Genomic DNA, 12,532 nt, shown 5'->3' with positions numbered 1-12,532 from the left:
AGTGATTTTCTCTCACTCTCAAGATGACGAAAAATTCTACGTCTTGATTTATCTAATACCTTTAGATAACATGGTAGGGTTTTTGTATAAAAAAAACACATATTATATTGGAAAGATACTTAACCGGGCCATGAACTACTTTAATTCATAGCAATAGACGAGGATGTTTTTATGTCTCTAAATGACATCTCTGTGGTCATACCAGAAACAGAAAGCCGATTTTCGGCATGGCAAAAACAAGATACAGTATGGATGCTAAGTCTTTATGGTACGGCAATTGGTGCCGGAACCCTTTTTCTTCCCATCGATGCCGGATTAAATGGTATCTGGCCGCTGCTCATCATGGCGTTACTTGCATTTCCAATGACTTATTTTTCTCACCAAGCCCTATGCCGTTTTGTGCTTTCTGGTTCCTCAGCAAAAACTGATATCACCACAGTGGTTGATGAACATTTTGGTCGTGCTGCGGGGCAGGTGCTTACCTTGCTTTATTTCTTTGCTATCTATCCAATTTTGCTCATGTATAGTGTGGCTATTACCAATACCACTTCAAGTTTTATCGTCAATCAATTGGGCATGAACGCGCCGCCACGCGCACTTTTAGCAATTATTCTCATTTTAGGCTTGATGGCAATTGTTCGTTTTGGACAACAAATAATTGTAAAATCAATGAGTTTGTTAGTTTATCCTTTTGTGAGTATTTTGCTTTTACTCTCTATTTATCTAATTCCCCACTGGAACGACTCTATCCTGCAACACAGTGTGCCCAATGGTGAATCGCATAGTTCACTGATGACCCTATGGCTCATCATTCCAGTAATGGTATTTTCTTTTAACCACTCCCCTATCATTTCTTCTTTTGCTGTTGCTCAAAAACAACGATATGGGGAACAAGCAGATGAGAAAAGTTCGTGGATTCTGAAATATAGCCATATCATGATGGTAACTACAGTCATGTTTTTTGTATTTAGCTGTGTCTTCAGTTTGTCACCACAGGATTTAGCCTTGGCAAAACAACAAAACATTTCTATTTTGTCTTATTTGGCTAACCATTTTCATACGCCAGTTATTGCCTATATTGCTCCAATGATAGCGTTTATTGCGATAGCCAAATCATTCCTGGGGCACTATCTTGGTGCGAGTGAAGGATTACATGGTTTAATTGTCAAATCCCTGCGTGTGCGCCACATCAGTGTTTGCAGCAAAAAGGTACACCGATTGATTGAAATATTTATCATCGTTACATGCTGGGCCGTTGCTACGATTAACCCAAGTATCCTGGGTATGATTGAGACTCTTGGTGGGCCAGTCATTGCAATCATACTTTTCCTAATGCCCATGTATGCCATTGCTAAAGTACCAGCAATGAAAAAATACCGACAACCCTTTCAGAATGCCTTTATTACTATCCTTGGACTAATAGCTATCTCCGCTATTCTCTACGGCTTTTTTCAGCTATAAATAGTAATTCCCTCATAAGCTCTGCGCACTCTAAAGCGCGGAGCCCCTTCTACTTGATTACAATGTCAAAATGGTTTGAATCGCCGGATTATAATATTCTGCCTGGCCTGTTTTAACCATTAGATTGTGGCGAGGTTGATAGTTAGTTTCACTATGGATATGTCCACACAATACCAAAAAATCAAGCTGAGGGTATTCCTCGGCCATTGCGATTAATACCTCACCAGTTGCTTTTGATGTATAAAAAGGCAGGAAATCAATAGTATTTCTTTTTTCACCAAGCAAGGTGTTTTCTTGAAAAGGAGGCACATGAGTTACAACAATCATACGCTCAGCATGCTCGGTAATTGCCGCTCTAAGATTTTCCTTTAATTGCTGCGCGTCATTATCAGCCAATTCTTGCATTTTTTCTAAAAGTTCAGTTTTACCCAGGCAGTTTTTCCGAAATAAATCCTCAATCATTCTGCTGTCATTCATTATGATTGAGCTGTTGTAATAATCGCCAAATCGTCCATCCGCCCACCCATCTTGTCCCAACAGATAAATGTTTTTTTCCAGTAAAATTGGCCCAGCCGTTGCCAACCAAACCAGCAATGGTTCCTGATGTGTCAATTGTTGGATTTGTTCTCGAACGTTATCAACACGCCCGTGATAATAATCGTGATTTCCAAGGACAAAATAAATGGGTTTGGCATACGCCTCACACATCTCTAGCAAAAAAATACCAACAGTCGGTGCTTCAGCAATATCACCACTAATAATAATTCGATCAGCACGACTATGAATTAGCGCTTTATAGAATAGATGACGAGCCTTACTATCTAAAAAATTTAAATGAATGTCTGTAAGCCAGGCAATGTTCATAACGCCTCTCATACAACAACTTTACCCTGATTAATCACCGATTAATCCATGTTTTCTATTATGTGTTTTCACTGTTTCATCCAAACTTGCGGCTTCTGTCAAAGCAGCCACATTTTCTTTAGTAAAAAAGCCATCAAAACCATGACAACGCTCAACATATTCAGTAATCAAGATTGAATATTTGGAGTGCTTAGAAAATATTTGTTTTAAATCAGGCTCTTCTTTACATGCTCCAAAAATCTTAGCTAAAAACTCAATATTGGCCTCGTCCCGCAAGGTCTCAATGACATAATCGATATTCTTTTTACCAGTACTGTGATCGCCATCTGTTACCTCGATAGCAATATGATGCATGCGGCGCCCATAGTTTCTGACAAAATTCTCAGTAGGCATGGGGAGGCCTTCAAAAGAATTCACCATAAAAGGGGTATTGTTGGCAGTAAACACCTTGGCAGGCGATTTAATATCCTGGCCATGAGAGACACGATTCACATTCGTTGATGAATTCATATCACTAATGTTGTAAGCACCCCAGAAATAGTAATTAGACAAGCAAAGAAACTCTAAAATTGAATCCTCCCGCTCGCCAGCTAAAATTCGTGTTGCCATATGATCAATCCCTTTAAGCAAAGGTTTAATGCCTTTATCAATACTGAATTGTTCTGCTTTATCTAAAAGTTTCTTTTCCTGCTTGGTTAAATAAAATCGCTGCCCCAAATTCAGGCTATCAAAATCAAAAATATCACTGTCGGTATAACCTGTACTATTGAAGCAATAATCTGATAAACGAGTAAAATAAAAATGTTCATTACAATAAAATTTATTCTCAGTCATATCAGCATCATGAAAATGGAAATCCTGAGATCTTAAAATCTTACGAGTCTCGTCTTTGTCTTTTGTTTTGAATATTTCTCCGACATAACGAGCATTGAACTTTTCTCTTCCATTGGGATACATTTTATTAATACGAGTGATATCATCTTTGAAATTTGGATCTAAGGGCTCCAGTACAATAAAAATAGGACTATTTGGGGTGTTAACAAGAAAATAAATTTTGTGTGTTGCACTAATATAACTGACAGCATAACGATATGGTGTCATGATATATAGTTCATTTAGATAGCTAATAGCGTCACCTGTTTGTACCTGCACCACGATTCCACAAATATCCCCATAAAGATCCTTCAAGCCAACACCTTGTCGCCGCTCATATATTTTCATGCGATACTCGTTAAAATAATCTGTGTTTTTTTTATCCCCTTTGGGCTGATATTCAAATGGATTAATCATTGCACTCTCCCATCTAGCCAAAAGCGTGTTAGAAGCAACCTAAAATTAAGTATATACCTGATTAAACGATTTTTTATTTCTTCAACAAGAAAGCTTGGAGAAAGTCTGATAAAAACTACGTATTGCCAATCCCGTTCTTTTTTTAATAACTTTATTCCTCTGAATTTCCAGTTGGATAACTTAGATAATTAATAATTTTCCATTCACCTTTGCTGTTTTTTTCTAAAATATCCAGACCTTCATCCTGAACGTGAATTACACCACCATTTTTATTGGCTATTTCTAAATACCAGGTAATTCGTACTGCTGCCAGAAATTCAGACCGATAAATTTCATGCAATTTAAAACTGTAATGATATTTGCGTATGTCATCAGCAAAAATTTTTTTAAAACCATTACATATATTTGTATAATTTTTCCTACTTATCCCTCGATAATCTGCAACAATGTGAACAGAAAATAAATTACAAGATTTAGCCAATTCACGGTTATTAAACGCAGTAGTCCAATTGGTAAATAATTTTTTAAAAAACACTCTATCTTCGCTTATTGCGCCGAAAGCAACTTGAGAGCACAACATAGCCAACGATACTAGAAGAGTGACATATTCTTTTTTAAATTGATTAACTCTCATAAAAAATCCTATATAAATTTTCATCTTTATCTCTAAAATCGATTATTTTGTAATAGTAATAACAGATAATTTTACATCTGCTAAAATTAAAGCATAAGATTTACATTAAAAGCCAAAAAATGAAGCACAAATATACGGCAAAAATCTATTTCGAGGATGGAAAAACAGTTAAAAACCATGGAGATAATATTGAAAAATTAGTTATTTGGATGCGCAACCAAGCACGAGAAAATTTCAGCGATATCAATGGTGAAATAATTGATAACAAACTACATAGAATCATCAAAAATATCCAATACAGCCCCCTAGACACTTAATAAGAATAGTGCTTGGAAAATGGAGTAATTCACTATGGATAAATTTAGTGATCGATACGAGGCGGGGAAAGTTATAGCAACCCAGCTGAAAGATTATGCCAATAAACCGGATGTGATTGTCTTAGCCTTACCCCGTGGAGGAGTTCCCGTTGGTTATGAAATTGCAAAAGCCTTAGCACTTCCCCTTGATGTTTTTATTGTACGTAAACTGGGTGTACCCGGGCATGAAGAATTGGCTATGGGGGCCATTGCAACAGGAGGAACAACCATTTTTAATGAGGAGATTATCGATGATCTCCATATATCTCCATCAGCTATTGAGCTTATTTTACAAACTGAACAAGGCGAGTTAAAACGTCGTGAAATAAGCTACCGTGATAATAGACCTCTTCCGAAGCTGGAAGGGAAAACAGTTATTCTTGTTGATGATGGTATTGCCACAGGAGCAACCATGCGAGCGGCAATTAAAGCAATCCTTCAACATAAACCTGCAAGTATTATCTTGGCAGTGCCGGTAATAGCTCTGAGTACTTATAACGAAATGAGCGCTCTAGTTGATAAAATTATCTGTTCCATGAAACCACTCAATTTTTATGCTGTTGGCTTATGGTATGACGATTTTTCACAAACCACAGATAGCGAAGTATCTGATTTATTAAAAGCAAGCAAAAAAAACGAGGAGCATACCCCTTCTATTGCAACAGGAGTCCATCATGAGTGACTTCATGGTAGATATGGAACATCCTGTAATTATTCCCAGTGCGGAAATTTATCTTGAGGGTCTTTTATATATACCTAAGGAGGCCGAAGGTCTTGTGTTATTTGCTCATGGTAGCGGGTCTAATCTGCATAGTGTGCGTAACTTATATGTTGCAGATGTTTTACATAAGGGCAAGATTGCTACCTTGTTATTTAATTTGCTAACTCCTGATGAAGATGCGATTGATGTAGCAACTAGGGAGTTTCGCTTTGATATCCTTCTCTTGGCCGAGCGCTTGGTTGACGCAACCAATTGGTGTTTAAAAAATCTTTCTGTTTATCACCTGTCTATTGGTTATTTTGGAGCCAGTACAGGAGGGGGCGCAGCTATTGTTGCTGCCGCAAGCGCACCAGGCAATATAAAAGCCGTTGTCTCACGTGGTGGAAGACCCGATTTGGCTAAAGAAGCATTAAGTCTTATCAAAGCACCTACATTACTCATTGTAGGTAGTAATGATGAAATTGTTATTGATCTGAATCAGCGTGCTATGTCCAAAATGAACTGCCTAAAAAAATTGCAATTAATTCCCGGGGCTACTCATCTATTCGAAGAGCCAGGTACACTCGCTGAAGTAGCCCAATTAGCTAAAGCCTGGTTTATTAAGTATTTGGTTGCTTGAGCGACAATAAATTCATAAATTCAATTTCATTTTTATGATACCGTCTCAGGATCATTACTTACATTAATGATTATCTTTCCCACAGCCCGTTGACTTTCACTGCGTTGATGAGCCAAACCAACATCTTGCAAATTAAACTCACTGTCTATATGGGTTTTTAATTTATTCTCTTCGATAAATTGCGTAAGACTGTCTAAGTCTTTTTTATTTTTTCGCAGTAAAATAATCTTTGCTTTTGTCCGGGTAAATTTGCTGATCAAACTATTAAAAATCAATGAAGGACTGGGCAAGGTAGCAATATAAATACCATGCTTGGTTAAACATTTCTTAGACTGAGAATAACTATAAGCTGCTACGCAATCAAAAATCACATCGTATTTTTCATCGCTGACAAAAGGAGGGCTCTCTTTATAATCAATGACTTTATCAGCTCCCCATAATTGCACAAAAGCCACATTCGCAGTGCTACAAACCGCAGTAACTTGAGCTCCCAGCAATTTGGCTATTTGCACTGCAAACATGCCAACACCACCAGAAGCCCCTAAAATTAATACCCGATAATTAGCTTTAACAGCACCTTTATCTCTCAAGGCCTGTAACGCAGTCATTGCAGCTAAGGGAATACTCGCCGCTTGTTTAAAATCTATATTCTTTGGCTTCAAAGACAGGCTTGCTTCGCTCACAGCAATTAATTGAGCATAGGCCTGCCCTTCTTTCTTAATGGAACAGCTATAAACTTCATCCCCAATTTGAAAAGTCTTAACACCCGCACCGACACCTTCTACGACCCCAGAAAAATCAAAGCCTAAAATTGCCGGTAACTTAATTGGATAAACATAACGCAAGGCACCAGAACGAATTTTCCAATCAATAGGGTTGACACTACAGGCTTGAACGCGGACTAAAACCTCATTCTTATGAACAACAGGATCAGGTAGGTCTTTGATGGTTAATTGATTAAAATCACCATATTTTTCAATAATCGCGGCTTTCATAAAGTTTAAATCATCCCTACTATTTAACTTAGTTATAAACTCGAAAGCGCCCCCTCGTCAATGACTATAAGCACGACCTACAAAATCATTACTTATTCGGAGTAATGACTTGATTTTAATCTACATTGTGAGCAGATTCGGTACATCATCCTTCGGTGGTTGATTGATTAAGCCGGCTCCTTGTTTCCATTGTTTAGGAAATTTGTCTTGTAGATGAGCTTCAACCAAGTGCATACGCAAATCAAACTGTTCTTGAGCAGCATAATAATCTGGTGAACTCGCACAAAGTTTAATAACTTCACGAAAAAAATCAGCCAATCTGTACTCGTTTTTCCCTATACGAAGTATCGTGTCCTGCTCCAAACAAGCCTCAAAGTGAACCCTATCATAAAGAAGATGGGATATAGAACTATCGAAAAGTAATCCCGGATCAGAAATAAATTTACTCACCAAATCATTTAAGCTCGTTATGCCTTTTTCAACAACCACATAACTATTTGGCGCGTCTTCTTTTATCTGACAAATATTACGGAATCCCCGAACACATTGGGATCTGATATGCGCCGCTTCAAAGCCTGGAACAAAAACCAGATCATCACCCTTGCTATCGCGTTTTATGAGCCCGATTACCATTTCAATCTGAGCAAATCGTCTGCCAAGTGGTAGAAAAGAACTGTCATTTTCCTGATGCTGATATTTCGTTGCATTGGGATTTAAACCAAACAACCTACTCGCGTTAAGAAGGTTTTCGATAATTCTCCTGGTATTTTCTCTAAACGATTTTTTTTGTTCATCGTATTCTTTGGGGCCATATCTTTTCTCGTTATTAGGAAGATGCTCAATAACATGAAGTCCATCTTTAAATCCAAACAATAGCGCATCCGCTAAACTAATATAGGTATCGTTCTCTTTTTCATCTCTTCTGATTGCTATACTATCCTCAGGGCTTAATTTACCTTGTTTTTTTAATTGTTGATGCTCATCAAATATCAAAGCCATGGTTTCTGGTGTTAATAAATCGGCTATCTCCTTATCCAGGAGAATTTTTCTATTTAATGCCGCATTACCATAATAGACTTTATCGCTGTATCTATCGGCACAGATAGTTTTTATTTTTTGTATATTCGCCACAGCATCCGTTGTCTCTTCAATTCGAGCACGAACTTTCTTATCGAGTTTTTTCATATCAGCTAAAAGCCTCGCTGGCTCCACGCGTTCACTGAAGCGTTTATTTGCCCATTGAATTTGCTCTTCTACCTGTTGATTGACATCCCTCATGGCGAGCACAACAGTCTGTATGTGTTTATTCGATTCAGAAGGATTAATTTTGCTGACTTTTATCAGCTCTTCACTTATTAATTTTTTTACTTCCTGTAATTTTTTCAAATAACTTGCTTGATCGAGTGGGTTACTCACTGCTAAAAAATCAATTAGCCCATCAATTTTTTGCAAAATTTTCTTACTGGAAATAAAATGTATTTTTGAAAAAAAGCCTGTTTTCGCCGGTTTTCTTTCCCGTTGATAAGTATCGAGGGCTTGAGCAAGCTCTTCATGCAATTTTATAAGCTCATCACGTATAGCAATATTTTTTGCCGAATACCGAAGTGACTCAGCGGCTGTATCAAGAGAGCGAACTGGAATAGCAGCGAAATAGTGATGTTTTTCCTTGTTACGGTATTCATAAAATTTTAATTGTGTTCCAGGGGTGAAAAGAACCTCTCTTTCTTTTTTTAGATCAGCCAGTAACTCGACTCTTTTCCCCAGGGGATTTTTTCCAAAGGGCTGATAAATAGTAACGTAAGTATCATATCGGCTGAAATTAATATCATCTTTCAATGAAGAGCTGATAAAGGCTTCTTGTTTTTTTTCTTTTCTTTTCTTTTTAACAGCGTTAACTCGTTCTTGGAATACAGCCTCCATATCACTCTTTTTTTCAAAGCGATTTAACTTCTCCAACTTTACTGATTCATCACCGCCTTCGGGAGATTGTAGATCAATTTTATTAAGCCCTTGAGCTGCAATACAACAGACTAAAATAGTTTCTTGCACTTGTTGAGCCAATTCCCGTAGCGGTAATTTTCTTAGATTTTCACTTTTTCCACGAGTTCTCAAGAATGCATTGATAAGGTGATAGGCAGGGGTTGTATAAATATTAACGGCCAATTTTTCAGCATAAGATAAATCGTCATAAATACCTTCGGGATCGCGAGTTTGGAAATCTTTCCGAGTAGGAAAACCATCTTTTTTTTGCCCGCTTTCTTTCTCTGCAACCCCCACCTCATCAAGCTCCAGGTCCGCAAGCTCCACGTATGTCAGTTCAGTCAGATCCTCCGTCATATCATCTATGAGTTCTTCGATAAGATCCTCTGTAGCCTCTTCAGTCATTTTCTCTGTAGGGTTCTCTATAAACTCGACTGTCTTTGTAGGCTCGGCCGACTGCATCAGCTGATCCAAATCATCTTCACGATCCTCATCCAAATGAGGTCTATACCTATTCGTCTTTTTTCTAAGAAAGGTAACATAACCATCAAGAGCATTATCGGCAAATTCCAAGTGTTCGAAATCAGCATGCTCTAGGATTTTTGTAAGATTATAAGTATGATCATCAATTTGAACTTCCAGTTCTTGCCGTCCATTATAAAAGACTGTAATCATATGATCTGATTCGTTTAAAAATGCTAATGCTATTTTTTCAAGATCGTAAGTAGCTTCACTTTTGTTTCTTGGACCTTTCTCTAAATGGTATGTTTGCTCTGCATAAACATCTTTCATCATTACAACCGTTTCTCTGCGCTTTCTTTAATTATAGATTCACAGAGAGGCAAATTGGCAAATAAATACACTCAATGATCAATTAATATACTCAAGCATAACTATTTGAATGTTAGCGGTTTGATAAGAGGCTGTTGTAAGAGATTCCCGCTTATTTCTGCTATTTTTTAAATGAGGTAAAACGCACTAGAAGCCATGTACTATAGTTAAAAACTAAAATAAGCTCATTTTGAACTTAATAAATACCACAGGAAGGAAGGAGTGAAATGAAGCAAAATAATTTTCTTTCCATGTCGAAAGAAGGCTTTCATCGAATTGCTTATACTGAATGGGGTATCCCCTCTTCATCACGCGCTTCTATTATTTGTGTCCATGGCTTAACTCGCAATGGCCGTGATTTTGACGCACTTGCCAGGTATTTAAGCCTGCAAGGTCATCACGTCTTTTGTCCAGACATTGTTGGCCGAGGCGATAGTAGTTGGCTCAAGGATTCCCATCACTATACTTATGAACAATACATTCTCGATATGAATGCGCTGATTGCTCGTACCGCAACAACAGAAATCGATTGGATTGGCACCTCGATGGGCGGTCTAATCGGCATGATGATCGCTGCCCTGCCTAACTCACCTATTCGCCGTCTAATTATGAATGATGTTGGCCCACAGATACCTGTTCATGCTCTTTGGCGATTATCTAAATATGCGGGTAAAGATCCTGAGTTCTTGAGTAAGGAACAAGCTAAAGAATATTTCAAAACTATCTATGCTACCTTCGGTGCATTGAGCGAAGAGCAATGGGAAGAATTTACTGAGCATAGTATTGAAGAGCGCTCACCTGGCATTTATGTTGTTAAATTGGATCCCGGCATTAAAGATGTTAAATGGCATGGTCATTTCTTAAAAGAATTCCTATCCAATCCTCACAAAGCATTAGAAGGCATTTTATTTGATATTGATCTTTGGTCTATCTGGCGAGAAATTAAATGTCCAGTAATGGTGATCCATGGTCGCCATTCAGATCTTCTGCTTCCCGAACACATAAAAAAGATGCGCCGAATTCACCCTGATATTGAGGTTTTGGAAGTAGAGGATGCCGGACATGCTCCCGCTCTCCTGGATTTGGCACAGCATGAAATAATATCCAGTTGGCTGGCACAGTAAAATGGCTCACACTAAATCTTAACAGTCGAAGAGAATTCCCAAATTTTTACGGCCAACCTCTGGCGTATAAAACACAGGAGGTAGGCCGTAGGAAGTATAAAATAATAGATTATTATTTTGTGCCTCTCTGCGCACGACCCGCGATAATCGAAATTAAACTTAATAGACTTCACAGCAGGCTTGTGTCATCTCCTCATTAAGCATGTAATTGATATATTGTAAATTTCTGGTCGCTTCAATGGATGTTGGTCTTACTATTTTCGTGAGGTCAAAATCATACTCTGCAAGAAAATGAACAAGTTTAATCGCACCGTCTTCCATTCTATTTTCTTTAAAGGAAGCTTCAATTTGTCGTTTGAAGACCTGTATATCTGCATCACCGACCGGAGCAAACCCCCACCTGCCTTTCACTCTGCCAATCCCAATATGGGTATATTGCCGCTTTTTTTGATCAAAATAGGAAACCACTAACAAGTCAGGTATTGAACTTTCTCGAATTAGCCATACTGCTTTACTAACTTTCACTCTCGCCTGGTTGGCGTCCAATTTATTTTCCACCAGTACCGTATCGAGCTCGGTGAAAATAATAGGACGGGCTTCCATTCCCTTAGTTAACTCCTCTTTTGACCACATCGCTTTCTCCTTTAGGTGTAATCGAATTTGGATAGAAGAAAATTAACACTATTCCCGAAATAATATTTTTCGTTTAGATCGCCAAACTTTAAGATAGCGCTATCTCAAGTTCAGCACAAGAATTTGCTAATAAAGAGGACATTCTCTTTAAACCTGCCGCGTAATCGAATACGATCATTAATCCAGGATTTAGAACATTGTAAGTAAACTAACATCAATAAATTTTGTGAATAAACCGCAATTTCATGGTAAAAAAACTAAAAAAATTAAATAATGAAAGAATAATAAGTACTAGCGCTGTTTACATTTCGCTAGCTTGAGTTTATACCCTACCTAATAGTGGAAATGAAAATAGCTCCTAGAATGGTAATAGGAATCTTGACATGAGTAATCCTAGAAGTATTAGTAACGGCATACTTGCGGGTCTTGTCGCAGGGCTTTTTTTTGCTTTCTTTCTACTCATGAACGGGATGACCGAAGATCTTGGAAGTATCATTGGCATGCCTACCAGGCTTGGTGGTTTTTTTGTGCACCTTTGCATCAGTTTAATCGCTGGTATCGCTTTCGTCCTCCTGTTAGACCGCTTAATAAATTCATGGCTGAGCGCAACTCTTTGGGGATCTGTATTCGGTATTAGTATGTGGGTACTGGGCCCCATGACTTTACAGCCCTATTTGTCAACTGATATTCCATTATTGGCACAGTGGAGTTTTTCCGGTTTTGACAACAATAAACTTTCTTTAGTCGGACATCTTATCTACGGTTTGGTTCTAGGCCCCATTTATTATGTTTTAAAAAGTACTTACTACAAAACTTAAGATTTATCTACACCTTGATAGATCAGTTCGCCAACCAATGAAAGAAGCAAAACTCGTCTGTTTATGGGCAAATTCAACTACGTCTATCTCATCTGATCTCGCACTGACTCCCGCCATGCCATTGAAATGATACTTTTAGTGGCTCCGCAACCTAAGGTTGATGGAAAATAAATTTCCTATTTTGATCAAATTACATTCCATAAAGA

General features: G+C 38.0%; 11 protein-coding genes. 5 read left to right on the top strand and 6 right to left on the bottom strand.

The window, feature by feature from the left end; all coding sequences use genetic code 11:
* Window positions 1-171: 171 nt before the first annotated feature.
* Window positions 172-1,461 (top strand): serine/threonine transporter, encoded by a 1,290-nt coding sequence (locus DYC89_RS07055; protein ID WP_115221146.1) that lies wholly within the window; start codon window positions 172-174, stop codon window positions 1,459-1,461.
* Between the two features lie 57 nt (window positions 1,462-1,518).
* Here the strand turns inward: DYC89_RS07055 and DYC89_RS07050 are convergent, their stop codons facing one another.
* The 3 genes from DYC89_RS07050 to DYC89_RS07040 form a co-directional block, all read right to left on the bottom strand.
* The gene (locus tag DYC89_RS07050; RefSeq protein WP_115221145.1) at window positions 1,519-2,325 is read right to left on the bottom strand and encodes a metallophosphoesterase family protein; all 807 of its coding nucleotides are present in this window, start codon (window positions 2,323-2,325) and stop codon (window positions 1,519-1,521) included.
* Window positions 2,326-2,355: 30 nt separating this feature from the next.
* On the bottom strand, window positions 2,356-3,615 hold the full coding sequence (locus DYC89_RS07045) for a hypothetical protein (protein ID WP_115221144.1): 1,260 nt from the start codon (window positions 3,613-3,615) through the stop codon (window positions 2,356-2,358).
* A 151-nt stretch (window positions 3,616-3,766) separates the two neighbouring features.
* Window positions 3,767-4,249: a hypothetical protein gene (locus DYC89_RS07040; RefSeq protein ID WP_115221143.1), complete on the bottom strand. Its 483-nt coding sequence runs from the start codon at window positions 4,247-4,249 to the stop codon at window positions 3,767-3,769.
* A 351-nt stretch (window positions 4,250-4,600) separates the two neighbouring features.
* Here DYC89_RS07040 and DYC89_RS07030 point away from each other — a divergent pair, with 351 nt between their 5' ends.
* Together DYC89_RS07030 and DYC89_RS07025 are read left to right on the top strand one after the other, a co-directional pair.
* Entirely contained in the window at window positions 4,601-5,287 is a 687-nt protein-coding gene (locus DYC89_RS07030) for a phosphoribosyltransferase (protein WP_115221141.1), read from the top strand.
* On the top strand, window positions 5,280-5,945 hold the full coding sequence (locus DYC89_RS07025) for a dienelactone hydrolase family protein (protein ID WP_115221140.1): 666 nt from the start codon (window positions 5,280-5,282) through the stop codon (window positions 5,943-5,945). The genes DYC89_RS07030 and DYC89_RS07025 overlap by 8 nt, the downstream gene beginning before the upstream one ends.
* Before the next feature lie 32 nt (window positions 5,946-5,977).
* On the opposite strand, the gene DYC89_RS07020 is transcribed toward DYC89_RS07025, so the two are convergent.
* Window positions 5,978-6,940 carry an NAD(P)-dependent alcohol dehydrogenase gene (locus tag DYC89_RS07020; protein WP_115221139.1) on the bottom strand — a complete coding sequence of 321 codons (963 nt, stop codon included), beginning with the start codon at window positions 6,938-6,940 and terminating at the stop codon, window positions 5,978-5,980.
* Between the two features lie 120 nt (window positions 6,941-7,060).
* A complete protein-coding gene (locus DYC89_RS07015; protein ID WP_147285488.1) occupies window positions 7,061-9,715 on the bottom strand; it encodes a hypothetical protein in 2,655 nt (884 codons plus the stop codon).
* 263 nt (window positions 9,716-9,978) lie between these two features.
* On the opposite strand from DYC89_RS07015, the gene DYC89_RS07010 reads away from it, so the two are divergent.
* Window positions 9,979-10,875, top strand: a complete 897-nt coding sequence (locus DYC89_RS07010; protein WP_115221137.1) for an alpha/beta fold hydrolase — start codon at window positions 9,979-9,981, stop codon at window positions 10,873-10,875.
* 159 nt (window positions 10,876-11,034) lie between these two features.
* Here DYC89_RS07010 and DYC89_RS07005 read toward each other — a convergent pair whose 3' ends face one another.
* Window positions 11,035-11,508 carry a hypothetical protein gene (locus tag DYC89_RS07005; protein WP_115221136.1) on the bottom strand — a complete coding sequence of 158 codons (474 nt, stop codon included), beginning with the start codon at window positions 11,506-11,508 and terminating at the stop codon, window positions 11,035-11,037.
* A gap of 383 nt (window positions 11,509-11,891) precedes the next feature.
* On the opposite strand from DYC89_RS07005, the gene DYC89_RS07000 reads away from it, so the two are divergent.
* Window positions 11,892-12,326, top strand: a complete 435-nt coding sequence (locus DYC89_RS07000) for a hypothetical protein (RefSeq protein ID WP_181879343.1) — start codon at window positions 11,892-11,894, stop codon at window positions 12,324-12,326.
* Window positions 12,327-12,532 lie beyond the last annotated feature (206 nt).

It is taken from the genome of Legionella donaldsonii (assembly GCF_900452385.1).
Lineage (GTDB): Bacteria > Pseudomonadota > Gammaproteobacteria > Legionellales > Legionellaceae > Tatlockia > Tatlockia donaldsonii.
The sequence above is the reverse complement of the archived record's forward strand: the minus strand, read 5'-3'. Positions and strand labels throughout refer to the sequence as shown.

Coding starts and splice junctions, on each gene's coding strand:
- DYC89_RS07020 (WP_115221139.1), bottom strand. CDS start 6,940: ATGAAAGCCGCGATTATTGAAAAATATGGTGATTTTAATCAATTAACC.
- DYC89_RS07025 (WP_115221140.1), top strand. CDS start 5,280: ATGAGTGACTTCATGGTAGATATGGAACATCCTGTAATTATTCCCAGT.
- DYC89_RS07000 (WP_181879343.1), top strand. CDS start 11,892: ATGAGTAATCCTAGAAGTATTAGTAACGGCATACTTGCGGGTCTTGTC.
- DYC89_RS07055 (WP_115221146.1), top strand. CDS start 172: ATGTCTCTAAATGACATCTCTGTGGTCATACCAGAAACAGAAAGCCGA.
- DYC89_RS07050 (WP_115221145.1), bottom strand. CDS start 2,325: ATGAACATTGCCTGGCTTACAGACATTCATTTAAATTTTTTAGATAGT.
- DYC89_RS07010 (WP_115221137.1), top strand. CDS start 9,979: ATGAAGCAAAATAATTTTCTTTCCATGTCGAAAGAAGGCTTTCATCGA.
- DYC89_RS07015 (WP_147285488.1), bottom strand. CDS start 9,715: ATGATGAAAGATGTTTATGCAGAGCAAACATACCATTTAGAGAAAGGT.
- DYC89_RS07040 (WP_115221143.1), bottom strand. CDS start 4,249: ATGAGAGTTAATCAATTTAAAAAAGAATATGTCACTCTTCTAGTATCG.
- DYC89_RS07005 (WP_115221136.1), bottom strand. CDS start 11,508: ATGTGGTCAAAAGAGGAGTTAACTAAGGGAATGGAAGCCCGTCCTATT.
- DYC89_RS07030 (WP_115221141.1), top strand. CDS start 4,601: ATGGATAAATTTAGTGATCGATACGAGGCGGGGAAAGTTATAGCAACC.
- DYC89_RS07045 (WP_115221144.1), bottom strand. CDS start 3,615: ATGATTAATCCATTTGAATATCAGCCCAAAGGGGATAAAAAAAACACA.